22 protein-coding genes and 1 riboswitch are annotated in these 23667 nt (G+C 73.0%); of the genes, 8 read left to right on the top strand and 14 right to left on the bottom strand.

The features are described from left to right. Positions 1–105 precede the first annotated feature (105 nt). Together AB0G16_RS22950 and AB0G16_RS22955 are read right to left on the bottom strand one after the other, a co-directional pair. Positions 106–753, bottom strand: coding sequence for a response regulator transcription factor (locus tag AB0G16_RS22950; protein ID WP_362808315.1), 648 nt, complete (start codon positions 751–753; stop codon positions 106–108). Positions 754–823: 70 nt separating this feature from the next. Continuing rightward, the gene (locus AB0G16_RS22955; RefSeq protein ID WP_362808318.1) at positions 824–1927 is read right to left on the bottom strand and encodes a histidine kinase; all 1104 of its coding nucleotides are present in this window, start codon (positions 1925–1927) and stop codon (positions 824–826) included. A 156-nt stretch (positions 1928–2083) separates the two neighbouring features. Between AB0G16_RS22955 and AB0G16_RS22960 the strand changes: the two genes are divergently transcribed. Together AB0G16_RS22960 and AB0G16_RS22965 are read left to right on the top strand one after the other, a co-directional pair. Further along, positions 2084–2770: an ATP-binding cassette domain-containing protein gene (locus AB0G16_RS22960; RefSeq protein WP_362808321.1), complete on the top strand. Its 687-nt coding sequence runs from the start codon at positions 2084–2086 to the stop codon at positions 2768–2770. Further along, the gene (locus AB0G16_RS22965) at positions 2767–3501 is read left to right on the top strand and encodes an ABC transporter permease (RefSeq protein WP_362808324.1); all 735 of its coding nucleotides are present in this window, start codon (positions 2767–2769) and stop codon (positions 3499–3501) included. The genes AB0G16_RS22960 and AB0G16_RS22965 overlap by 4 nt, the downstream gene beginning before the upstream one ends. 109 nt (positions 3502–3610) lie before the next feature. On the opposite strand, the gene menD is transcribed toward AB0G16_RS22965, so the two are convergent. Then, positions 3611–5269, bottom strand: coding sequence for a 2-succinyl-5-enolpyruvyl-6-hydroxy-3-cyclohexene-1-carboxylic-acid synthase (menD, locus tag AB0G16_RS22970; RefSeq protein ID WP_362808327.1), 1659 nt, complete (start codon positions 5267–5269; stop codon positions 3611–3613). 119 nt (positions 5270–5388) lie between these two features. Beyond that, entirely contained in the window at positions 5389–6276 is an 888-nt protein-coding gene (menB, locus tag AB0G16_RS22975; protein ID WP_362808330.1) for a 1,4-dihydroxy-2-naphthoyl-CoA synthase, read from the bottom strand. 77 nt (positions 6277–6353) lie between these two features. Here menB and AB0G16_RS22980 point away from each other — a divergent pair, with 77 nt between their 5' ends. The 3 genes from AB0G16_RS22980 (at position 6354) to AB0G16_RS22990 (ending at position 9913) form a co-directional block, all read left to right on the top strand. Continuing rightward, a complete protein-coding gene (locus tag AB0G16_RS22980) occupies positions 6354–7553 on the top strand; it encodes an AMP-binding protein (protein ID WP_362808397.1) in 1200 nt (399 codons plus the stop codon). A gap of 43 nt (positions 7554–7596) precedes the next feature. After that, complete coding sequence (locus AB0G16_RS22985) at positions 7597–7965, top strand: hypothetical protein (RefSeq protein ID WP_362808333.1); 369 nt, start codon at positions 7597–7599, stop codon at positions 7963–7965. A gap of 490 nt (positions 7966–8455) precedes the next feature. After that, the gene (locus tag AB0G16_RS22990; protein WP_362808336.1) at positions 8456–9913 is read left to right on the top strand and encodes an RNA polymerase sigma factor; all 1458 of its coding nucleotides are present in this window, start codon (positions 8456–8458) and stop codon (positions 9911–9913) included. Between the two features lie 135 nt (positions 9914–10048). On the opposite strand, the gene AB0G16_RS22995 is transcribed toward AB0G16_RS22990, so the two are convergent. Then, positions 10049–10450, bottom strand: coding sequence for a hypothetical protein (locus AB0G16_RS22995; RefSeq protein WP_362808339.1), 402 nt, complete (start codon positions 10448–10450; stop codon positions 10049–10051). 207 nt (positions 10451–10657) lie between these two features. Here AB0G16_RS22995 and AB0G16_RS23000 point away from each other — a divergent pair, with 207 nt between their 5' ends. Both AB0G16_RS23000 and AB0G16_RS23005 read left to right on the top strand, forming a co-directional pair. Next, on the top strand, positions 10658–11248 hold the full coding sequence (locus AB0G16_RS23000; protein WP_362808342.1) for a TetR/AcrR family transcriptional regulator C-terminal domain-containing protein: 591 nt from the start codon (positions 10658–10660) through the stop codon (positions 11246–11248). Between the two features lie 479 nt (positions 11249–11727). Then, positions 11728–11919 carry a DUF5999 family protein gene (locus tag AB0G16_RS23005; protein ID WP_344908614.1) on the top strand — a complete coding sequence of 64 codons (192 nt, stop codon included), beginning with the start codon at positions 11728–11730 and terminating at the stop codon, positions 11917–11919. A 151-nt stretch (positions 11920–12070) separates the two neighbouring features. On the opposite strand, the gene AB0G16_RS23010 is transcribed toward AB0G16_RS23005, so the two are convergent. Continuing rightward, positions 12071–12688 carry an alpha/beta family hydrolase gene (locus AB0G16_RS23010; RefSeq protein ID WP_362808400.1) on the bottom strand — a complete coding sequence of 206 codons (618 nt, stop codon included), beginning with the start codon at positions 12686–12688 and terminating at the stop codon, positions 12071–12073. Positions 12689–12845: 157 nt separating this feature from the next. Here AB0G16_RS23010 and AB0G16_RS23015 point away from each other — a divergent pair, with 157 nt between their 5' ends. Beyond that, a complete protein-coding gene (locus AB0G16_RS23015) occupies positions 12846–13199 on the top strand; it encodes a hypothetical protein (protein WP_362808347.1) in 354 nt (117 codons plus the stop codon). A 99-nt stretch (positions 13200–13298) separates the two neighbouring features. On the opposite strand, the gene AB0G16_RS23020 is transcribed toward AB0G16_RS23015, so the two are convergent. From AB0G16_RS23020 to AB0G16_RS23055, 8 genes are all read right to left on the bottom strand, one after another. Then, positions 13299–14108, bottom strand: coding sequence for a hypothetical protein (locus AB0G16_RS23020; protein ID WP_362808350.1), 810 nt, complete (start codon positions 14106–14108; stop codon positions 13299–13301). Between the two features lie 272 nt (positions 14109–14380). Next, positions 14381–17248, bottom strand: coding sequence for an aminomethyl-transferring glycine dehydrogenase (gcvP, locus tag AB0G16_RS23025; RefSeq protein WP_362808353.1), 2868 nt, complete (start codon positions 17246–17248; stop codon positions 14381–14383). A 174-nt stretch (positions 17249–17422) separates the two neighbouring features. Beyond that, positions 17423–17514, bottom strand: a riboswitch (glycine riboswitch). A gap of 15 nt (positions 17515–17529) precedes the next feature. Continuing rightward, positions 17530–18060 carry a MerR family transcriptional regulator gene (locus AB0G16_RS23030; protein ID WP_362808403.1) on the bottom strand — a complete coding sequence of 177 codons (531 nt, stop codon included), beginning with the start codon at positions 18058–18060 and terminating at the stop codon, positions 17530–17532. Between the two features lie 234 nt (positions 18061–18294). Next, positions 18295–18765 (bottom strand): bifunctional nuclease family protein, encoded by a 471-nt coding sequence (locus AB0G16_RS23035; protein WP_362808356.1) that lies wholly within the window; start codon positions 18763–18765, stop codon positions 18295–18297. Positions 18766–18843: 78 nt separating this feature from the next. After that, complete coding sequence (locus AB0G16_RS23040) at positions 18844–19494, bottom strand: MerR family transcriptional regulator (protein WP_362808358.1); 651 nt, start codon at positions 19492–19494, stop codon at positions 18844–18846. Positions 19495–19520: 26 nt separating this feature from the next. Then, positions 19521–20033 carry an FHA domain-containing protein gene (locus tag AB0G16_RS23045; protein ID WP_344908558.1) on the bottom strand — a complete coding sequence of 171 codons (513 nt, stop codon included), beginning with the start codon at positions 20031–20033 and terminating at the stop codon, positions 19521–19523. Positions 20034–20465: 432 nt separating this feature from the next. Then, complete coding sequence (locus AB0G16_RS23050) at positions 20466–22967, bottom strand: mannose-1-phosphate guanyltransferase (protein ID WP_362808361.1); 2502 nt, start codon at positions 22965–22967, stop codon at positions 20466–20468. A 3-nt stretch (positions 22968–22970) separates the two neighbouring features. Next, on the bottom strand, positions 22971–23567 hold the full coding sequence (locus AB0G16_RS23055; protein ID WP_344908563.1) for a CDP-alcohol phosphatidyltransferase family protein: 597 nt from the start codon (positions 23565–23567) through the stop codon (positions 22971–22973). Between the last annotated feature and the right edge of the window lie 100 nt (positions 23568–23667).

Raw genomic sequence — 23667 nt, forward strand, 5'->3', positions numbered from 1 at the left:
CCCCGGCCCCGCTGTCTCCCGCCCCGCTGTCTCCGGCCCCGCTGTCTCCCGCCCCGCACCCCGGCTCCGGGCCACCGGACCGCGCCCCGGTCCACCGGCCCGGTGTCAGCCGGACATCAGGCCGTGCCGGAAGGCGTACGTCACCGCCTGTGCCCGGTCGCGCAGCCCCGCCTTGGCGAAGAGGTTGTTGATGTGCGTCTTGACCGTCGCCTCGGAGATGAACAGCGTCCCGGCGATCTCCGCGTTCGAACGGCCCTCCGCTATCAGCCGCAGCACCTCGCCCTCGCGGCGGGTGAGCCCGTCGGGCAGGTCCGGCACCCGCCGGTTCACGGTCACGGCCTCGGCCAGCCGGCGCTGGATGGCGGTGTCGAACTGGGCGTCGCCCCGCACCACGGTGGTGATCGCCGAGGCCAGGGCCTCGGCGTCGGCGTCCTTGGTCAGGTAGCCCCGCGCCCCCGCGGCCAGCGCGGCGAAGACCGACTCGTCGTCGGAGTAGGTGGTCAGGACCACCACGTGGATCTCCGGATGTTCCGCCCTGATCCTGCGGGTCGCCTCGACCCCGTCCATCCGCGGCATCCGCAGGTCCATCAGGACCACGTCGGGCCTGAGCGATCCGGCGAGCAGGACGGCCTCGCGCCCGTCGGCCGCCGCTCCGGCGACCTCGATGCCGGGCAGCAGGCCCAGCAGCAGCACCAGCCCCTCGCGTACCACCGTCTGGTCGTCGGCGACCAGCACCCGCACGCTCACCTCCACGCCGCCGCCCCCTCCCGGACCCCGCGCGGCGCGGCGCCCGCCCCCGTGGCGGCGCCACGCCGCGCGCGGCTCACGCCGGGACCCGCAGGAGGACCTCGAAGCCCTCCGCGCCCGGCCGGGCGGCCAGTGAGCCACCGATCAACTCGGCCCGCTCGCGCATCCCCACCAGCCCGTAGCCCCCCTCCGGCGCCACCGGCCGGTCCGGCGCGCCTCCCCCCGTGTCGCGCACCTGGAGCTCGCACCAGTCGCCGACGCGGCGCAGCGCCACCGAGACCGCGGCGCCCGGCGCGTGCCTGCGCACGTTCGTCAGCGCCTCCTGGGCGGTCCTGGCCACCGCCAGGCGGGCCCCGGCCCGCAGCGAGTCGAGGTTCCCGGTGACCGAGACCGCGCAGGGCGCCCCGGTCGCCGACCGGAACTCCACCGCCAGCCGTTCCAGCCGCTCGGGCAACGGCAGTTCCCGCCCGCGCAGCGCGTCGAGCGCCCTGCGGGTCTCCTCCAGCCCGGTGCGGGCCAGCCGTACGGCCCGGTTGACCCGGTCGAGCGCCGCCGCCGGGTCGTCCCCCCGCTCCAGCAGCAGCCGCGCCCCCTCCAGGTGGACGATCTGCGCGGACTGCGAGTGCGCCAGGATGTCGTGGACCTCCCTGGCCAGCCGCGCCCGGTCGGCCAGCACCGCCTCCCCGGCCCGCGCCTCGGCCAGTGCCGCGCCCTGCTCCCGGATCACCCTCATGTGGCGCAGCAGGAACGCCAGGACGGCCGCGTAGGCCATCCCGAAGACGTTCCCCATCACCTCCCAACCCTGCATGCCGAGCAGCAGGCCCAGCCCCCCCGTCCCGGCGACCGCGGCGGCCACGATCAGCACCGCCGGCACCGGCCGGGCCCTGAGCGGCGCGGCGATCAGCAGGGGGTAGAGAAGACCCAGGCCGCTGTAGTACTCGACGGCGTTCAGGACGAGCCCACCGGCCAGCGGGACCGCCAGCAGCAGGGCACTGCGCCGCGTGTCCCCGCCCCGCAGCGCCCACAGGAAGCAGCCCGCGCAGGCCGCGCCGAGCACCAGGATCGCCGGAGCCCACGGCAGGCCGGTCTCGGCCGCGACGCTGACCGGACCGAACAACAGGTAGGCCCCCAGCAGGACGACGAGGAACCGGCGTACCGCGGGGTGACGGAGAAGGGTCACGGACGACAAGCTACCCGCGCCCTCCCCGACCGGCCATGGACCCGCGGGTGGAGATCCCCTCCACCCCGGCCGCCGGCCGCCTCCTCCCGGGTGGACATCGGGTGCTCCACCCCCGGGACCGTGCGTTCCCACCCCCCGCGGGGCCATCGTCGAGGTATGTCAGCGATCAGTGTCACCCACCTCGGCAAGACGTTCGGCACGGTCCGCGCCGTGGACGATCTGTCGTTCACGGTGGAACGGGGAACGCTCACGGCCTTTCTCGGCCCCAACGGGGCGGGCAAGACCACCACCCTCCGCATGATCCTCGGCCTGGTCACCCCCACCGAGGGCACCGCCGTGATCGACGGTGTGCCCTACCGCGACCTGGAGCGGCCCGTCTCCACGGTCGGGGCCGTGCTGGAGGCGACGGCCTTCCACCCCGGGCTCAGCGCCCGCACCCACCTGGAGGCGCTCCGCGTCGCCGCCGGCCTGGAGGCCGGGCGCGTGGCGCACGTGCTGGAACAGGTCGATCTCACCGGCGCCGCCGACCGCAGGACGAAGGGGTTCTCGCTGGGCATGCGCCAGCGGCTCGCCCTGGCCTCCGCGATGCTCGGCGATCCGGAGATCCTCATCCTCGACGAGCCCGCGAACGGCCTGGACCCGGCCGGCATGCACTGGCTGCGGAGCTTCCTGCGGGCCTGCGTCCACCGGGGGCGCACGGTCCTGGTCTCCACCCACGTCCTGGCCGAGATCGGCCAGATCGCCGACCAGGCGATCATCATCGGGACCGGCCGGCTCGCCTGGCAGGGCCCGCTGACCTCCCGGACCGACCTGGAGGAGCTCTACCTGGAGGTCACACGATGAACCGCCTGATCCGCGCCGAACTGCTCAAGGCGCGCGCGAACCGCGTCACCTGGGTCCTGACCGCCCTCGCGCCCGTGATGTGCGTGGCCTGGGCCGCGCTGATGGTCCTCCTGCCGGAGGCCGACGGCGCGCTGCCCGGCCGGCGGGCCGAGTCCGTCTACAGCATGGCCCAGCAGGCCTACGTCTTCACCCTGCTGCTCGGCGTCCTCGGCACGGCCGGGGAGAACCGCCACCGGACGATCACCTGGCAGTTCCTGGTCAGTCCCCGGCGCGGCCGGGTGGTGGGCGCCAAGCTGGCCGCGTACGGGATCGTCGGGGCGCTGATCGCCGTTCTGTCGGGGCTGGCCACGCTGGCGGCGGGCCTGCTCATGATGGGGGCGGCGGGCCAGGAGGCGTGGTCGCCGCGGGCGCCCGCGGTGCTGCTCGGCTCGATGCTGGCCGTCACCCTGTACGGCACGTTCGGCGTGGCGCTGGGCGCCCTGATCCGCAACCAGGTCGCGGCGGTGGCGGTGGCGCTGGTCTGGTTCATGTACGCCGACTACCTGCTCGTCAGCTTCCTGCCGGACCTGGGCAGATGGCTGCCGACCGGCGCGGCCCGCGCCCTGGGCGGCATGCCCCTGCAGGGCTCGGAACTGCTGCCCGTCTGGGGCGGCGGGCTGCTGTTCGCCGGTTACGTCGCGGTGATCGTGATCGCCGCCCACGCCCTGACGCTCCGCCGCGACATCACCTGACCGTGCCCGCCGCCCGTGCCCGCCCACCGCGTCCACCGGCCCCGCCCGTCCGGCTCCACCCGATCCACCCGATCCACCCGGTCCACCGGCGGGCGGACCAGGCCCCGGGTCAGGGCAGGACGGCGCGGACGGCGGCGTGGGCGGCGTCGCGCATCGCGGCGTGCAGCGACGCGTTGGACTCCCGGTCGGTCCGCACCTCGACGAGACGCGGCCCCTCCCCGCGCAGCGCCCGCTCCAGCCGACCGGGGTCGCCCACGAACGTGTACGGCGTGCCCGTGGCGGCCGCCACGTGCCCCAGGTCCACCCCGTGCGCGGTGCCGAAGACCCTCTCGAAGGGGTCGCGCAGCGCGGCCTGGGGCAGCAGCGAGAAGATCCCGCCGCCGTCGTTGTTCACCACGACCACGCAGAGGTCGGGACGGGGCTCGCGCGGGCCCAGCAGCAGGCCGTTCTGGTCGTGCAGGAAGGTCAGGTCGCCCATCAGGGCGTAGGAGGGGCCGGTGTGGGCCAGGGCCGCCCCCATCGCGGACGACACCACGCCGTCGATCCCCGCCGCCCCCCGGTTCGCCAGGATCCGCAGGCCCCGGCGGGGGCGCATCGCCTGGTCCAGGTCGCGGATCGGCATGGAGGAGCCCGAGAACAGCAGCGACCCGTTGGGCAGCGTCCCGGCCAGGTCCCTGGCCAGGCGCGGCTCGCTGAGCCCGGAGCCGTCCATCAGCTCGTCGATCGCCCCCCTGGCGGCCGTCTCGGCGCGACGCCAGGAGTGCAGCCAGGCGTCGTCGCCGGCGGCGACCGGGATCTCCACCATCTGGGCGACCTGCGTGGCCGAGCGGGTCGGGTCGGGCCAGCGGGTCATGTCACCGGCGACCACGATGTGCTCTCCCGCGTGCTTGAGCCAGTTCAGCAGCGGCCGCGACAGGCTCGGCCGGCCCAGGGTCACCACCACGTCGGGACGGTGGGCGTCGGCGAACTCCGGCGTGCCGAGCAGGAAGTGGTAGGCCGACACGGCGTGGTCGCCGTAGCGGGCGTTGCCGCTGGGCTCGGAAAGGACCGGCCACCCGGCCATGCCCGCCGCCGCCACGTACCGGCGCGTGCCGGTCGCGCCGTCGCCGACGACCAGCACGCCCCGCCGGGTCGGCGGCAGGTGCAGCGCCGTCGCCGGCGCGGCCGTCCGGGCGCGCACCCACGGCCCCCCTGCGCCGCCCTCCAGGGGCTCGCACCAGGACGCGTCGCCGTCCGGGATCAGCGGCTCGCGGAAGGCAACGTTGAGATGGACGGGGCCCGGGTCGTGGGGGCCCAGCGCGCGCTGGTAGGCCCGGCAGGCCAGCGACCGCCAGTAGGCGACCTGGCCGGGGCGCTCCTCGGGCACGCCGACCTCGGCGAACCAGCGCACGGCCGTGCCGTACATCTTGACCTGGTCGACGGTCTGGCTGGCGCCGGTGTCGCGCAGCTCGGGCGGGCGGTCGGCGGTGAGCACCAGCAGCGGCACCCCCGACTCGTGCGCCTCGACGACCGCCGGGTGGAAGTTCGCGGCGGCCGTGCCGGAGGTGCAGATCAGCGCGACCGGACGGCCGCCACGGCGGGCCAGGCCCACCGCCAGGAAGGACGCCGAGCGCTCGTCGATCCGCACGTGCAGCCGGATGCGGCTGTCGGCGTGCACGGCCAGCGCCAGCGGCGTCGACCGCGAGCCGGGGGCGAGCACCACGTCGGCGAGACCGCAGCGGGCCAGCTCGTCGACCAGCACGGTCGCGAGCGCGGTAGCGGGATTCACCGCACCGCCTCCTTACCCCCGTCCCCGGGGCGATTCGCATCCGAGAACCCCGTCTCCGGGGCGCGTCGTGTCCGAGGGGGCCGTCCTCGGGGCCGCGACCGCCCGGACGCCCGCGGCTCCTACGGCCGGCGCGGGAACCTGCCGAAGTCGGGGGCGCGCTTCTCCTTGAACGCGTCGCGGCCCTCCTGCGCCTCCTCGCTCATGTAGTAGAGCAGGGTGGCGTCCCCGGCGAACTGCTGCATCCCGGCGGCGCCGTCGGTCACCGCGTTCAGCGCGCCCTTGAGCATGCGCAGCGCCAGCGGCGACTTCTCCAGCAGCTCCCTGGCCCACCTGACCGTCTCGGCCTCCAGCTCGGCGAGCGGCACGACGGCGTTGACCAGGCCCCAGTCCAGGGCGGTCCTCGCGTCGTACTGACGGCACAGGTACCAGATCTCGCGGGCCCGCTTGAGGCCCACCGTCTCGGCCAGCAGCCAGGAGCCGTAGCCGCCGTCGAAGGAGCCGACCTTGGGGCCGGTCTGGCCGAAGACCGCGTTGTCGGCGGCGATGGACAGGTCGCAGCAGACGTGCAGCACGTGGCCGCCGCCGATGGCGTACCCGGCGATCATCGCGATGATCGGCTTGGGGCAGCGGCGGATCTGCACCTGCAGGTCCAGCACGTTGAGCCGGCCGACGTGCGGGGTGGACTTGTCGACGTAGCCGTCGTCGCCGCGGATCTTCTGGTCGCCGCCGGAGCAGAAGGCCCGGTCGCCCGCGCCGGTGAAGATGATCACACCGACCTCGGCGTCCTCCTGGGCGACGTTGAAGGCGTCCTTGAGCTCGAAGAGCGTCGTGGGGCGGAACGCGTTGTGCCGCTCCGGACGGTTGATCGTGATCTTGGCGATGCCCTCGGCGGTCTCGTAGACGATGTCCTCGTACTCGCCGGACCTCTTCCAGTCGACCGTGCCGTCCCGCCCGGGCGGCGTCTCCGCCCGCTCGTCCGTGCCCGGCTCGACCCGCTCCGTGCCCACGATCGCTCACCCCTCCGCTGTGCCGAGGACCGTCCCCCGGTCGTTGTCCGGCTTTCGGCACTAACCTTACGACCGTGATGACCATTCCTGTGCACGAGGAGTGGCCTTCCGTGCCCCGCGAGCTGCACGCCGTGGTCGCGGAGCCCGGCCCCGGGCTGCTGCGGGCCGTCCGCGCGGCCCTGGACGGCGACGGTCCCGCCGTCCTGCCCCTCTCCCCCGCCCTGCCCGCCCCGGCGCTGCGGGCGACCCTGCAGGCGCTGCGCCCCACCCACCTCGACGGGGTACGCCGCGAGGACGGGATCGGCGTCCCCGCCGAGGTGGCGGTCGTCATCGCCACCAGCGGCTCGACCGGCGCCCCCAAGGGGGTGCAGCTCTCCGCCGCCGCCCTGCGCGCCTCCGCGGCGGCCTCGCTGCGCCGCCTGGGCGCCCGGCCCGGCGAGCGGTGGCTCTGCTGCCTGCCCCCCTCCCACGTGTCCGGCCTCCAGGTGCTGGTCAGGTCGTTGCTGGGCGGGACCGAGCCGATCGTGCACGAAGGCTTCTCCGCGGAGGCGGTGCTCGCCGCCGGCGCCGACCACGTCTCGCTGGTGCCCACCCAGCTGCGCCGGCTGCTCGGCACGTTCCCGCCCGGCCGGGCGGACCTGTCGGGGTTCGCGACGATCCTGCTCGGCGGGGCCGCCGCGCCGCCGGACCTGCTCGCCGCGGCCCGCGCGGCGGGCGCCCGGGTGGTCACCACGTACGGCATGAGCGAGACCTGCGGCGGGTGCGTCTACGACGGCGAGCCCCTGGACGGGGTGGATCTCCGGATCGGCGGCGACGGCCGGATCCGGCTGGGCGGGCCGGTGCTGTTCTCCGGGTACCGCCTGCGCGCCGACCTGACCGAGGCGGCCCGCGACGGCGACCGGTTCCTCACCTCCGACCTGGGCGTCCTCGAAGGAGGGCGGCTGCGCGTGCTGGGACGGGCCGACGACGTCATCAACACCGGCGGCGAGAAGGTGGTGGCCGCGACGGTGGCCGAGGCCGTGGCCGGGCATCCCGCGATCGCCGACGCCGTGGTGGTCGGCCGCCCGGACCCCGAGTGGGGGGAGCGGGTGACGGCCGTCGTCGTCTCGCCGGACCCGCCGTCCCTGGCCGAGCTGCGCGCCTTCGTCAAGGAGCGGCTGCCCGCCTACGCCGCCCCCGCCGAGCTGGTCGTTCTGCCCGAGATACCACTTCTGACCAACGGCAAGCCCGACCTGGAGACCCTCCGTCACGGTCATGATCGGGAACCGTGGGGGTAGGGTCACACGTCCAAGGAGCAGCCGAAGCAGGAAGGACGCGCCGATGAACGTCACCCGTAGGGCATGGGTCTCGGCCGGGGTCGTGGGCCTGGTCCTCGCCGGTGGTATCTCCGTCACGGCGGCCGCCGCGGTGGGCGGCGTCGAGCGGGCGCCGGGGACCGAGGGGACGAGCGGGCCCGTGGGCGAGCCGGCGCCGGTCGCCCCGCACGACCCGCTCCCCTCCGGGGAACCCCGTCCCTCCCAGGAGCCCTCGCCGTCCACGGCGCCCGCGCCCGCGGAGGACTACGTGGTCTCCAAGGAGATCAATCCCGACCCCGAGAAGATCGTCGGCTACTGGACCGAGGACCGGATGGAGGGGGCCGAGCCCTTCCCGATGCCGATCGTCGAGGGCCCCCTGGAAGTGGCCGAGTAGTCCCCGCCGCGCTCCCCGCGGCGGTGCCGGCGATCTCGCGGGCCGTGGCGGGGGTGACCCGGCATGACGACCGGCCGCGGATGGCCTCCGCCGATCGCGGGTGGTCCTCACCGGTCACCCCGCCGGCCGTACGACGGCCCCTCGCCCGCCACACGCGGACCCCGGCCGATCGCGTGGAGCGCCCGGGTCGATCACGTGGCGCACCACGGTCGATCACGTGGAGCGCCCCGGCCGACCACGCGACCGCCCCTCGGCAGGTCGTGGACCGACTTCGGCAGGTCGTGGACGGACCTCGGCAGGTCACGGGCCGGACCTCGGCCGGTCAAGGAAAAAGGTGGTCCGCCCTTCGCATTATCCGGGTCGAGCCGGGAACAGAAAGTTCTTCGCTGGGGTTATTGATACTGGTGCGCTGAGCGGCCCCCAGACCGCCCCACCCATAGACCGAGCAGACCCGTTCATCAGACGACTCCGTGATGGAGGAGGTGTCCTCATGCCCCCAACCGCCGTGGCGGCCTCATCTGAGGCCCCGTCGACCCTCGATCAGCTCCTCGACCGAGGGCGAGTCCAGGGCCATCTCTCACTCGCGGAGCTGCGCCACGCCTTCGCCGAGGCCGGCATCAGCCCCGCCGAGGGCAGGTCGATCCTGCGCGGGCTCACCGAGGCGGGCGTCAGCCTGGCCGCCGAGAACGAGCCCTCGCTCTCCTCGACCGGCACCCGCAAGACCAGCCCTCGCAAGGCTCCCCGCAAGACCGCCGAGCGCAAGACCAAGGCCGCCCCCGCCAGGAAGAGCGCGGCGGCGCCCGGGCCCGACGCGTCCGCGACGTCCGCCGTGCCCTCCGCCGCCCCCTCCGGTGCGGCCAAGAGCAGGACCGCCACCAAGACCTCGACGGGCCCGGACGACGCCCCCGACGGCGTTCACGACGGCGTTCCCGCCGAGCTGGACGAGCTGAACGTGCCCGAGGCCGCCGAACTGGAGGCCGTGGAGGCCGTGGAGGAGCTGGAGGCCGAGCCCGCCATGGACCTGGACGACCAGTCCTCGGTCATGGGCGACTCGGTGCACACCTACCTCAAGTCGATCGGCCGCCGCACCCTGCTCACCGCCGCGCAGGAGGTCGAGCTGGCCAAGCGGATCGAGGCCGGCCTGTACGCCGAGGCCAAGCTGGAGGCCGAGCCCGGCCTGTCCGCGTCCGCCCGCGACGATCTGGAATGGATCGCCGAGGACGGCCGCCGGGCCAAGAACCACATGCTGGAGGCCAACCTCCGCCTGGTCGTCTCCGTCGCCAAGAAGTACACCGACCGTGGCATGGCCCTGCTCGACGTGGTCCAGGAGGGCAACCTGGGCCTGATCCGCGCGGTGGAGAAGTTCGACTACACCAAGGGCTACAAGTTCTCCACCTACGCCATGTGGTGGATCCGCCAGGCCATCCAGCGCGGTTTCGCCGACTCGGCCCGGACCATCAGGCTGCCGGTGCACGTGCTGGAGATGCTCTCCAAGCTCTCGCGCGTCGAGCGTGACATGCACCAGCGTCTGGGGCGCGAGCCCACGCCGGAGGAGCTCGGCGTCGAGCTGGACAAGACCCCCGACCAGATCGAGGAGCTGCTGCGCACCAGCCGCCAGCCGATCAGCCTCAACGCCACCATCGGCGACGACGGCGAGACCACCATCGGCGACCTGATCGAGGACGTCGACTCGCCCGAGGCCTCGGAGGTCGTCGACCGTCAGTTGCTGGGCGAGCAGTTGCGCGGCGTGCTCGGCAACCTCTCCCCCAGGGAGGCCAAGATCATGGCACTGCGCTTCGGCCTGGTCGACGGCAAGCCCCACACCCTCGACGAGATCGGCAAGTATCTCGGGCTGACGCGCGAGCGCATCCGCCAGCTCGAGAAGGAGTCGCTCTCCAAGCTCCGCCACCCCAGCAACACCCGTCCGCTGCTCGACTGGGCGAGCTGACCGGCCACCGGCACGCCTGACCCACGACGAACGGCGCCACCGCGAGACCTCACGGTCCCCGGTGGCGCCTTCGTCGTCTCGGGGTGCCCCGCGCCGCCCGCCACGGCGGGGCGTGACGGGCGGCGGGGGCGAGGATCAGCGGGCCGAGGCCTGGACCGGGCGCGGGACCCTGGGGATGCCGGTCAGCCGGTTCCGCTCACGCAGGGTACGCAGCCGGTTGACCTCGTCGGTCCACCCCGACCCCACGGGGGTGGCCCTGCCCTTGCGGCGCCGGATCCGGTCGTCGTAGGCCCTGACACCGAACGTCGCGCGCTGGTTGGCCTCGGCCGCGCGCAGGGCCTCGGTCAGCGCCCTGTCCAGGGCCAGACCGGCCGCCCGCACCTCCTGCACCGGAGCCGCGGCGGCCTGCGCCCTGCGCAGTTCCGCCTCGGCGGCCCGCGCCTTCTCCAGAAGCTCGGGGAAGCCCTTCCCGACCTCCTGGTCGGCGTGGTGACGAACCTCCGCCTCCCGGCTCACGCGCGGTCGGAAAAACGCCATCGTCTACCCTCTCTCACCGGCCGCCGGGCCCTCTCCGGCAGATCACCGCTCGTAGCCTACGCCGTCCGGGTCCCGGCCCGTCATCTCGGCCCCGGCCGCCCTCCCCGGTTCCGGGCCGTCGATCGGGGACGTCACGCTCGGGAGGGTGATCCGCGTTCACGGCGCGTCGTCCTTTACGCAGTAAGGTGAAGCTGGCAGGATGATCGCATGCCTGCCAAGCGACCACCCGTACCGCTCTCCAGGGAGCGCATCATCGACGCCGCCCTCCACATCGCCGACGGGCAGGGGCTGCGGCGGCTGACGATGCGGAGACTGGGCGACGCGCTCCAGGTGGAGGCGATGGCCATCTACCACCACCTGCCCCGGGGCAAGGACGCCCTGATGGACGCCCTGGCCGAACACGTCACCACGGTCCACGTCGAGCCCGCCGCGACCTGGCAGGAGAGCGCGAGGGCCTGGTGCCGGGCCGGCCGGGCCGCGCTCAGGGAGCACCCGGGAGTGCTGGCGCTCGCGCTGACCAAGCCCCCCAGGGGGCGGGCCGCGATCGCGATCCGGGAACAGATCGACCAGCTCGCCGACGCCGGGCTCACCGACGCGCCGGCGGCCGTACGGGCGTTGCGGGCCTACGTCTTCGGGGCGGTGGCGGTGGAGGTGCAGCAGTCGGGGTGGGCCGAGCCCGCCGACGATGACGACGAGCCGTGGCGCCCCCCGTCGCGGGGAGGGGGCAGTCCCGGCGCGGACGCCGACTTCGAACACGGGCTGGAGGCCCTCCTGGCCGGGCTGAGCGCACGGGGCTGAGCGCACGGGACCCAGGACACGAGGCCCAGGACACGGGGCCGAGCGCACGGGGCCGAGCACGCCCCGCCCCTCGCACCGGGAGATCGGGCACCACCCTTCTCACGCGTCAGGAAGGTGTAACCGATCGTTTACTCTCCGCTCGGCGTGTCGCTCTTGGTTGATTGTCCGTATATCAGGCATGATGTGTCATAGGTCACATCACCCGGCACGGCTCCAACGGACTGGCCCTCTCCAGCCCACAAACAGTCCTAACGGGCTATGTCGCCAAGGTGCGATCGATCGCACACTTGATCTGCTTGATGTACGGGCCTCGTTCTGTTACGGGGACCTGTATGGTCATATGTCAACATTCAGATGCTCGTCCCCCGTCACACGTGGGAACGGAGACCCATCGGTGACGGTGCCGCCGGATGTCCGATGCCCACTCCATGCCCGATGTGACCCGGGTGAGCCGACACGAGAGATCCGGAGGCACGCCGATGTGCCCGCATGAGCCGTCCTGTCCGTCCGCCGACGCGCTGGACCGCGAAGCCGCCCGCACCCTGGCGGCTCACCCCGAGCAGGGATGGAGCCTGCTCTGCAACGGTGTGGTGCTGTTCGACGACACCGGCGAGCTCCTCCCCGACGGCGCCGTCATCGAGCCGCACCGCCCCCTGGTGGGCGTCGGCTGACGACCGGGTCACCCCGGTCGATCACCCGGAGGGGGCCGGTGCACACCGCACCGCACCGCCCCGGCGGATCGTCCCAAAGGCCCGGACCGGCCCGGGCCGCCACGACCGCCGCATCGGGTGAGGATCCGGTTCACCCGCGTCACCGGGATCGTCACAGATCCCCCGGACCCGGCCCCGGCCGCATCGTCGCGTCGAGCCAGGCGGCGACCACCTCGCCCACCCTGGCGGGATCCTTCTTGAGGTCGTGCCCCTCCCCCGGCAGTACCACCAGACGGGCGGCGTCCACCGCGTCGGGCACCCCGAACGGATCGCGGTCCCCGTTCACCACCAGCACGTCCACCCCGGCCGCGCGCAGTTCCCCGGCGCGGGACCGTTCCGGCTTTCCCGGCGGGTGCAGGGGGAACGCCAGCGCCACCACGGCGCGGGCCCCGACCGCCCCGGCCGTACGGCAGGCGACCCTGGCCCCGTTGCTCCGCCCGCCCTGGGCCAGCGGCAGCCCCGGGTAGCGCCCGCGCAGCTCCGCCACCAGCGCCTCCCACGCCTCGTCCTGCTTGACGGCCGAGCCCGGAGCACGCGCCCCCCGCATCCTGAACGGCTGCAGCACCCGCGCGACCGTCCCGCCGATCGCCGTCGTGGCGTCCCGTACGGCCAGCAGATCGCCCGCGTCCACCCCGCCGGCCGAGCCGTGGGTGAGCACGAGCAGGAAACGCGGGTCGGTCACCTCGTCGATCTCCACCCGCCCCGGGCCGTGCGGGGTCGTGATATCCAGGGACGTCGCCGGAGGGGACGTCCCCCGTGAGGACGAGGCGTCCTCGAAGGGCTGACTCGCCGACAGGGACACGGATCTCGTCCTAACGACTGATGCGGGACGGGCGTACGGAGGAAACAATCGAGGCGTGCAGAATCATCAAGATATCCGCCAGGACATGCGTGCCACCATCGAGGCCCGCCGGGACCTCGGCCCGGAGTACGAGACCGCGCTGATCGACTCGTTCGTGTCACGTCTCGACGCGACCATCGCCCAGCGGGTGCGCGCCGAGATGCACGCCGGATCCCACCCCGGCTTCTACCCGGGGCCCTACGCCGCCGAGGCGCCGAGGGCGCCGCGCAAGGCCTCGAACCCCTCGGTCACGGTCGCGCTCGGCTCGATGGGCATCGGCATCCCGCTGACCGCCATCGCGGCGGGCGAGGCGGGCACCGTCGGGCTGCTGCTGGCCTGGGGCGGCATCATCGCGATCAACTTCGCCCACGCCGTGAGCAACTGGCGGGGACGCGGCTGAGGCGTCCGGCCCCCGCCGCCCCGTCCCGGAGCCCGGCTACGGACGTCCCGCCCAAGGCCGGTGCCCGTCCCGGAGGTCCCGCCCGGGCCGGAGCGCGTCTCAGGCGTCCCGCTCCAGGCGGAGTCTGACCTCACCGGCGAGATCGGCGTCGGCGCTGTCGAGGCCGTAACGCCAGACCCGTTCGGCGTCCTCGTCCCGCCCCCTGAGAGGGAGCGTGCGGGCCAGCAGTTCGATGGCCAGCGCGCCGGTCTCCGTGTCGCCGCCGTCGCCGCCGTCGCCGCCTTCGCCGACCTCCTCGACCGCGGCCGAGAACTCGGCGCACGCCAGCTCCAGGTGGGCGATGCCGAGCATCACCCTCAGCCTCGCCACCTCGGTCACCCCGGGCACCGAGAGCGCCTCCAGCAGCGCCCGGGCGGCCTCACCGGGCTCGCCGTCCTCCAGGAACCCCTCCGCCAGCCGCTGCGCCGCGTGGGAGGCGATCTCCGGGTCGGCGGTGGCCAGCGCGTCCCGCAGGGAACGTTCCGCCTCCCGGGCGTCGGTGGCGAGCCTGGCAAGGGCCATGTGCGCCGGGGGGACGTAGGCGGGGTGGCCGACGCCCAGGGCGGCCTGCCAGGCGGCACGGGCCTGGTCGGTCAGGCCCTCGCGCTCGAAGCTCCCGGCGAGCAGGCAGGCGGCCTGGGCGGCGAACTCGGGGTGGCCGGTCGCCAGGGCGGTGCGCGCGGCGGCGCGGGAGCCCGGCACGTCCCCCCGCTCGTCGAGCACGACCGCGAGACCCACCGCCGCCTGGGCGCGATCGGGGTCGTCGGGATCGGCGGCCAGCTCGGCGAAGATCGTGGCGGCGGCGTCGAGGTCGCCGGACTCGGCCAGTCCTCGCGCGGTGTCCAAGGGACGGGTGTCCACCTCAGGCATGCAGGGTCCTTCCCGGATAAGGAGACGCCCCGAGCCTAACGACTCGGGGCACCGTCCGTCCCGGCACATACCGCGCGAATCTGCGGCCCACACGGGGTTCGCGCATGATCGAGACGGTACCCGCGCGGGGTTCGCGCACGACCCGGGCGAGACCCGGGCGCGGCCCGCGGCGCTCCCGGGACGCTCCCGGGGCGCCTCCCGGGCCGGGCCGCACGGGAGCGGCCCGGATCCGCCCGGGACCCGGGCCCTCCCGGATCCCGCGTGGTGAAGGATCAGTCCTCGTAGGACTCCAGCGGGGGGCAGGAGCAGACCAGGTTGCGGTCGCCGTAGGCCTGGTCGATGCGCCGGACCGGCGGCCAGTACTTGCCCTCGCGCAGCGACGGCAGCGGGTAGGCCGCCTCGGTGCGGGTGTAGGCGTGCTCCCACTCGTCGGCGGCCAGGCTGTCCGCCGTGTGCGGGGCGTTGCGCAGCGGGTTGTCGGTCTTCTCGTACGCGCCGGAGGCGACCTTGGCGATCTCGCCGCGGATGGCGATCATCGCCTCGCAGAACCGGTCGAGCTCGGCCAGGTCCTCGCTCTCGGTCGGCTCGATCATCAGCGTCCCGGCGACGGGGAACGACATGGTCGGCGCGTGGAAGCCGTAGTCGACCAGGCGCTTGGCCACGTCGTCGACGGTCACGCCGGTCTCCTTGGTGATCTGGCGCAGGTCCACGATGCACTCGTGGGCCACCAGGCCGCCCCGGCCGGTGTAGAGGACCGGGTAGTGCGGGCTGAGCCTGCGGGCCAGGTAGTTGGCCGACAGGATGGCCTGCTCGGTGGCCGCCTTGAGGCCGTCGGCGCCCATCATCCGGATGTAGGCCCAGGAGATGGGCAGGATGCCGGCCGAGCCGTACGGGGCGGCCGCGACCGGGCCGACGCCCTTCCCGTCGCCGGCGCCCGCGCGCAGCGGGTGGCCCGGCAGGTAGCCGGCGAGGTGGGAGCGGACCGCGACCGGCCCGACCCCGGGGCCACCGCCACCGTGCGGGATGCAGAAGGTCTTGTGCAGGTTGAGGTGGGAGACGTCCGCGCCGAACTCGCCCAGCCTGGCCAGGCCGACCAGCGCGTTGAGGTTGGCGCCGTCGACGTAGACCTGCCCGCCGGCCTCGTGCACCAGCTCGCAGACCCGGACGATCGTCTCCTCGTACACGCCGTGCGTGGACGGGTAGGTCACCATGATCGCGGCGAGCCGGTCACGGTGCTTGTCGATCTTCGCGACCAGGTCGCCGACGTCGACGTTGCCCTCGTCGTCGCAGGCCACCACGGCGACCCGCATGCCCGCCATGACGGCGCTGGCGGCGTTGGTGCCGTGCGCGGAGGAGGGGATGAGGCAGACGTCGCGCTCGGACTCGCCGCGCGCGGCGTGGTAGGCGCGGATGGCCAGCAGCCCGGCGAACTCGCCCTGGGAGCCGGCGTTCGGCTGGAGCGACACGGCGTCGTAGCCGGTGACCTCTGCCAGCCAGCGCTCCAGCTCGGCGATCAGCTCCAGGTAGCCCCGGGTCTGGTCGGCGGGGGCGTAGGGGTGCAGGCCGGCGAACTCCGGCCAGGTGATCGGCTCCATCTCGGTGGTCGCGTTGAGCTTCATCGTGCAGGAGCCCAGCGGGATCATCGACCGGTCGAGCGCGACGTCCTTGTCCTGGAGGCGGCGCAGGTAGCGCAGCATGGCCGTCTCGGAGCGGTGGTCGTGGAAGACCGGGTGGGTCAGGTAGTCGCCGGTGCGCGCCAGCGAGGCGGGCAGCGCGTCGTGCGCGGCGGCGTCCAGGTCCGCCGGGATGATCCCGGTGACCTCGAAGGCGGCCAGGACCTGCTCCAGGTGCAGCAGCTCGGTCCGCTCGTCGCAGGTGACGCCCACGTGGTCGTCGTCGACCAGGCGCAGGTTCACGCCGTTGTCCAGGGCGGTGGCGACGATCGCCGCGGCCCTGCCGGGCACCCGGGCGAGCACGGTGTCGAAGAAGGTGTCGTGCACCACCTCGACGCCGCCCTGGCGCAGGCCCTCGGCCAGCACCACGGCGTGCCGGTGGACGCGGCGGCCGATCCTGCGCAGGCCCTCGGGGCCGTGGTGGACGGCGTACATGCCGGCGATCACCGCCAGCAGGACCTGCGCGGTGCAGATGTTGCTGGTGGCCTTCTCGCGGCGGATGTGCTGCTCGCGGGTCTGCAGCGCGAGCCGGTAGGCCGGGCGCCCGTCGGCGTCCACGGAGACGCCGACCAGGCGGCCGGGCATCTGGCGCTGGAGGCCCTCGCGGACCGCCATGTAGGCCGCGTGGGGGCCGCCGAAGCCCAGTGGGACGCCGAAGCGCTGCGAGGAGCCGATCGCGATGTCGGCGCCGAGCTCGCCGGGGGGAGTCAGCAGGGTGAGGGCCAGCAGGTCGGCGGCGGCGACCACCTGGGCGCCGCGGGCGTGGGCGGCCTCGGCCACGGCGCGGAAGTCGTGGATCCGGCCGCTCGCGCCGGGGTACTGCACGAGCACGCCGAAGCAGTCGGGCAGCTCACCGGCCAGGTCGCTCTCGACCAGTTCGATGCCGAGCGGCTCGGCGCGGGTGCGCAGCACCGCCTTGGTCTGCGGCAGCGCGTCGGCGTCGACCACGAACACCTTCGACGGGGTGCGGCCCGCGCGCCTGGCCAGGGTCATCGCCTCGGCGGCGGCGGTGGCCTCGTCCAGCAGGGAGGCCCCGGCGACGTCCAGGGCGGTCAGGTCCGAGATCACGGTCTGGAAGTTCAGCAGGGCCTCCAGGCGGCCCTGGGAGATCTCCGGCTGGTAGGGCGTGTACGCGGTGTACCAGCCCGGGTTCTCCAGGAGGTTGCGGCGGATGACGGCGGGGGTGACCGTGTCGTGGTAGCCCAGGCCGATCATGGAGGTGAGCACGGTGTTGCGCCCGGCCAGGACGCGCAGCTCGGCCAGGGCCTCGGTCTCGGAGGCCGCCGGGGGCAGGTTCAGCCGCTCGGCCGAGCGGATCGCCTCGGGCACGGCCACCGCGATCATGTCGGCGACGGAGGCGAACCCGACCGCCTCCAGCATGCGGGCCTGCTGGTCGTCGTCGGGCCCGATGTGGCGGGTGGCGAACGGCGGGGGCGCGAGCTCGCCGAGCGGGGACAGATCGGTCATGGAAAGCCTCCCAGACGGGGTGGAGACCGGCGCCGGGCGCGGGCGTGCGGCCGGAGTCTCCCCCTCTGTCATCACGGCTGCCGCCGCGACCTGAGAGCTTCACCTGCCCGGGGACGGGAGGCTTGCACCGTCGGTGAGTCACGCCTGGCAGGCGCGCCTGCTTTCCAGAGTTGCCTCGTCCGTGCGGTACAGGGTGCCTGAGAGATTCCGGGGAGGTTGCTCCTTCGGCGCCCCGGCCGTGCCGGGGTCTCTCCCGCACAGGGTCAATGGCGAGTCCGAGTTTACCCGGTTCGTCGCGCTCTGCGGCGCCGGGCCAGTTCATCGGCCTGATGATCGCCTAAAGGGCCGGCGCCCGACTCCGCGCGTTCGCCGGGAAGATCCGCGAGGGAGCCCTCCACCTCCTGCCAGACCCGTCCGAGCGCTATGCCGAAGACCCCCTGGCCGCCCTGGAGGAGGTCGATGACCTCGTCGGGCGAGGTGCACTCGTAGACGCTCACCCCGTCGCTCATCAGGGTGATCCCCGCGAGGTCGTTGACACCCCGGTCGCGCAGGTGCTGCACGGCGATGCGGATCTGCTGGAGGGAGACGCCGGTGTCGAGGAGGCGCTTGACGACCTTGAGGACCAGGATGTCGCGGAAGCCGTACAGCCGCTGGGAGCCCGAGCCGTGCGCGGCCCGCACGGTGGGCTCGACCAGGCCGGTGCGCGCCCAGTAGTCGAGTTGCCGGTAGGTGATCCCGGCCGCGGAACAGGCCGTCGGGCCCCGGTAGCCGAGATCGGCGGGTGTGTTCACCGGTTCCCCGTCGAACAGCAGACCCTCTTCACCCGCGCGCTGACGTGCCGACTGGCGCCGTTCCGGGTCATCCTGATCGGCGTTTCTACCCTCGCCGCTGCTGACCGCCACGCGGACCTCCGGCTTTCTCTCATCCCACGGCCTGATCTGGGGGTTTACGCACGGCCGTGGGGTTCACTTGCACCGTAGGACTGGGGCCAAGTCCAGTCAACGACCCCACCCGGCGCGTCGTGAAGCGTAAATGCACCGAAATTCCTACCCCGCGCGGCCGAAGTCCTCCGGCGTGATCGTGTCAAGGAACTCCCTGAACTTCTCCACCTCGTCCTCCTGGTCGTCGGGAATGATCACTCCCGCCTCCCGGACGACCTCCTCGCTCGCGAAGATACGTGCGCCGGTGCGCAGTGCCAGGGCGATCGAGTCGGAGGGACGCGCGCTCACCTCGACCCCGTTGGAGAAGACCAGGTCGGCGAAGAAGATCCCGTCGCGCAGGGCGACGATGTTGACCGTGTTCAGCCGGACCCCGAGGCCGTCGAGCACGTCCCGGAACAGGTCATGGGTCAGCGGCCGAGGCGGTGGCTCCTCGGCCTGGGCCATGGCGATCGCCGTGGCCTCGGTCATGCCGATCCAGATGGGCAGGTAACGCTCCCCCTGCGCCTCCTTCAACAAGACGATCGGCTGGTTGGAGGGCATCTCGACTCGAACGCCCACGACCTCCATCTGCAACACGGGCTGCTCCGCTTCGCTGGATTCCGACCGGTTTGTTCAACGTAACACTCGTGGGGGTACGAGTGCCTGGTCAGGTTCTCACCGGCCCAGTGCCCCACGAACGCCCGAACGCAGGAGTGAGGCGTGCAATTCCAGTAACAGGCCGGAGATCTCCCTGGCCGTCTCGTCGGCCTGGTCGATCGCACCAGGCCCGCGGCGGCGCAGCAGGGGCGCCACGGCCTGCTCCACCAGCCCGGCCTCACGTTCCGCGGCGGCCCTGACGGCCCGCAGGTGGCGGGCGCGCAGGCCGAAGGCGGCCAGGGCGCCGACGCTGCGGGCCACGGCGAGCGCCTCGGCGTCGTAGTAGCGGGCCACGGCTGCCAGCAGCCCGTAGTCCTCCAGCTCGGCGAGGGTGTCCTCGTCGAGCTCGGCGGCGCGCAGCAGCTCGTCACGGGTGAGGCGGACCTCTCCGGGCCCCTCGCCGGGGACGGCCCGCGGCGGGGCCGGGGGGCGCTCCTCGCGGTCGGCGGCCTCCAGCCGGTCCTTGATCACCCGCAGCGGCAGGTAGCGGTCCCGCTGCTCGCTGAGGATGTAGCGGAGCCGCTCGACGTCGGCGTAGGTGAACTTGCGGTACCCGGAGGGACTGCGCTCCGGTTCGATCAGCCCCTCGCCCTCCAGGAAGCGAATCTTGGAGATGCTGACATCGGGGAACTCGCCCTGCAGGAGGGCGAGCACCTCCCCGATGCTCATGTGCGCACGAGCGGCCTGCGAGCTCATCATCCTCCAGCGGCGCCGCGGGTGAGGAAGACGAGGCGGAACTTGCCGATCTGCACCTCGTCGCCGCCGTAGAGCGGGACCTCCTCGATGCGCTCCCGGTTCACGTACGTGCCGTTCAGGCTACCGACGTCACGGACGGTGAAGACCCCGCCGCCGCGCCGGTAGAACTCCACGTGGCGGCGCGAGACCGTGATGTCGTCGAGGAAGATGTCGCTCTCGGGATGGCGGCCCACGGTGGTGAGGTCGCTGTCGAGCAGGAACCGGCTGCCGGCGTTGGGGCCGCGCATCGCCACCAGCAACGCGCTGCCGGGAGGCAACTGCTCCACGGCCTGCCGTTCGGCGAGAAGCGTCTCCCCGGTCTCCGCCTCGTAGGCCTCGATCCCGGAGAGGGAGATCGTCGACGTGCTGTCTCCGGGTGTGTCGGACCTGGTAAGCGGCGACCCGCATCGGGAACAGAAACGGGCATCCTCAGGGTTGGCATGACCGCACTGCGTGCAGTAGACGCTCGGCATCGATCGGCTCGGCCTCCTACCGCGAAGACGCGGCAACGGTGCTCAGTGATGCGCGCCTCGCTTCTTCGCTTCTCAAGGGATTTCTCAGACTGCGAATGCCGCAACATACAGTGATGAGACGCGAAGGTCAAGGTTGACGCTGAACCGCGGGTACGGTCGGTGACAAAGTTACAGCGGGGTACGTCCCCGGTCCATGGTGCCGCGCTGTGTTTGTCGCATTCGCTCGGTCCATTACGCCCGACAAAGTCCTCAATGCGCTTCATATCCTTTTTTAGGGTTTCCGGGAGGGAGACCGGCTCGCGGGAGGACGAGCCCCGGGGAGACCCGCCCCCGGGGAGACCGGCCCCCGGGAGGGCCTGCCGTGGGATCACCCCTGAGGAGTCCGGTCCGCACGGGGGCCGGCTCCCGGGGAGACCGCCGTGCCGGGGGTCGTCAGCCCCCGGCGGCCTCCTCCACCACCCGCGCCCAGCGTTCGATCATGGCCTGCGCGGAGTCGACGTCGAAGCCCTCGGCCCACAGGTGGGTGACCGCCTCGGTCGGGTCGGGCAGCACCAGGGCCCAGCCGCCGTCCTCGGCGACCACCCGCACCCCGTCGGTGGTGTCGATCAGGTGGTGCTCGGCGGCCTCGATGACCGATCGCATCACCGCCCCCTTGGCCGCCCACGGGGTCGGCACGGTACGGCGCAGCAACCTGGCCTGGGGGATCCTGGCGTCGATCTGGCTGAGCGACAGGCGGGTCCTGGCCACCAGGCCCAGCAGGCGCAGGAACACCGCCAGGCCGTCCACGGTGGGGCCGAACTCCGGGACGATGAAGCCGCCGCGCCCGTCCGCGGCGAAGATCATCTCAGGCCCCCTGGCGGCGGCGGTGAGCGCGTCGATGGCGGTGGCGGTCCACTCGGCCTGGACCCCGTGGAACCTGCAGACCTGTTCGGCCACCCGGGTGGTGGTGACCGGCAGCGCCACCCGGCCGCCGCGCCGCTCGGCCGCGACCAGGTCGAGCACCACCAGCAGGGCGCGCTCCTCGCTGATGAGCTGGCCCATCTCGTCCACCAGCGCCACCCGCTCCCCCACCGGGTCGAAGCGCACCCCGAAGGCCGCCCGGGAGGAGCTGACCAGCTCCGACAGGCGCTGCAGGTCGCGGCGGCGCTCGGCGAGGGTCTCGGTGGGCGAGGCGTCGTCCAGGCGGTTGTTGACGGTCAGCACGTCCACCCCGACCCGGCCCAGAAGGCTGGGCAGCACCAGCGAGGAGGTTCCTCCGGCGCAGTCGACCACGACCTTCATGTCGGCGTCGCGGACCCCGCTGATGTCCACCAGGCGCAGCAGCTCGTGCGTGTAGTCCTCCACCGACCTGGCCGGGAAGCTCAGCTCGGCGATCTCGCCGGGGAAGGCGCGGCGGAACTCCTGGCGGGAGAAGACCCGGTCCAGCTTGCGCTGGGCCGGCGGGGACAGGTCCGCGCCGTTCTCGTCCATGAACACGATGTCGACGCTCTGCGGGTCCCCCGGGGTGGTGCGCAGCGCGATGCCGCCGACCGCCTTCTCCCTGGCGGTGTGGAAGCGGGCCACCGGCAGCGGGGACGCCTCCAGGTCGAGCACGTTGATCGCGCTGGCGTTCAGGGCGCTGATCACCGCCCGCTTCAGCGCCCGCGCGGCGCGGGAGGAGTCGCGGGAGGTGATGACCGAGGCGCCCTTCTTGAGCGTGGTGGCGTAGGCGCTGGCCAGCCGTACGCACAGCTCGGGGGTGATCTCCACGTTGACCAGCCCGGAGACCCCGCGCGGGCCGAACAGGTTGCGCTGGGCGCGCGGCTCCCAGATGACGCTGTTGTTGATCACCGCCCCGGCCTCGATCGTCTTGAACGGGTAGATCTTGACGCCGGAGGAGATGTACGCCTCGGCCTCGATGATGCACTCGTCGCCGACGACGGCGCCCTCCTCGACCCGGGCCGCGGTCATCAGGTCGGTGTTCTTGCCGATCACGCAGCCGCGCAGGTGGGCGCTGGGCCCGACGTAGACGTTGTCGTGGACGACCGCGCGGTGCAGGAAGGCCCCCTCCCGCACCACCGCGTTGCTGCCCAGCACGGTGTACTCGCGCAGCTCGGCCCCGGCCTCGACCTTGGCGTAGTCGCCGACGTAGAGCGGGCCCTTCAGGACGGCGTCGGCGTCCACCGAGGCGCCCTCGGCGACCCAGACGCCCGGCGAGACCTCGAAGGCGTCGATGTCGACCTTGACCCGCCCCGACAGGACGTCCGCCTGGGCCTTGAGGTAGCTCTCGTGGGTGCCGACGTCCTCCCAGTAGCCCTCGGCCACGTAGCCGTAGAGCGGGGCCCCGCGCTCCAGCAGCCGGGGGAAGACGTCGCCCGACCAGTCCACCGGCTCCCCGGCCGCGATCTCGTCCAGGACCTCGGGCTCCATCACGTAGATGCCGGTGTTGGCGGTGTCGGAGAAGACCTGGCCCCAGGTGGGCTTCTCCAGGAAGCGCTCGACCCGGCCCTGGTCGTCGACGATGACGATGCCGAACTCCAGCGGGTTGGGGACGCGCTTGAGCCCGATCGTGACCATCGCGCCGTTCTCGCGGTGGAAGCGGATCATGTCGGTCAGGTCGATGTCGGTGAGCGCGTCGCCGGAGATGACCAGGAAACGGTCGTCGCGGAGCCGGTCGGCGGCGTTCTTGACGCTGCCGGCGGTGCCCAGCGGTATGTCCTCGGTGGCGTAGTACAGGCTCATGCCGAGCTCGTCGCCGTCACCGAAGTAGTTGCGGACCAGGGCGGCCAGGAACTGCACGGTGACCACGGTCTCGGTGAAGCCGTGCCGCTTCAGCAGGCGCAGCACGTGCTCCATGATCGGCCGGTTGATCACGGGCAATAGGGGCTTCGGCTGGTTGGCGGTCATCGGCCGGAGCCGTGTCCCCTCCCCGCCCGCCATGACGACGGCCTTCACAGATCACCTCTTAAGGCGTTTGGCCTCGCGTGCCAGCTGACGCACCTGTACCCAATACAGCACGCCCGACCACCAGTACAGGCCGGTGCCCCAGATCGCCAGCGACCAGCCGACGATCCCGGCGAACGTGGCGTACCAGAGGTCGTGGTAGGCGAGGAACAACAGGGGAAAGGCATAGAGAAGGTTGGCGGTCGCGGCCTTGCCGAGGAAGTGCACGGGCAACGCCGGGCCGTACCCGAGGCGGCGCAGGATGAGCGGGATGCCGAGCAGCATCACGTCACGCAGCGGGATGGCCAGGGCCAGCCACCAGGGAATGATCTCGCGCATGGCGAGGCCGAACAGGGTGGCCAGGATGTAGAGCCGGTCGGCCAGCGGGTCGAGCAACCGCCCGAGCCTGCTGGTCTGGTTCCAGGCGCGGGCGATCTTGCCGTCCAGCCAGTCGGAGAAGCCCGCGAGCATCAGCAGCGCGACGGCCCAGCCGTCGGCCTTCGGGCCGAGCACCAGCCAGAGGAAAACGGGCACGCCCAGGAGCCTGGCCAGGCTCAACGCGTTGGGAACCGTCCAGATACGATCTTCGGCTCCCGATGCCTCCGGATTCACCGGCACTCTCCCTCCCCCGCACCTGATGCCGACCCTACCCGTGCCGGGCCCGCGCGGCCGTACGGCCCACCCCCGGGGAGGACCGGGCCGACGGGGGCGA

The sequence above is a fragment of the Streptosporangium sp. NPDC023615 genome (assembly GCF_040640155.1).
In the GTDB taxonomy this organism is placed as follows: domain Bacteria; phylum Actinomycetota; class Actinomycetes; order Streptosporangiales; family Streptosporangiaceae; genus Streptosporangium.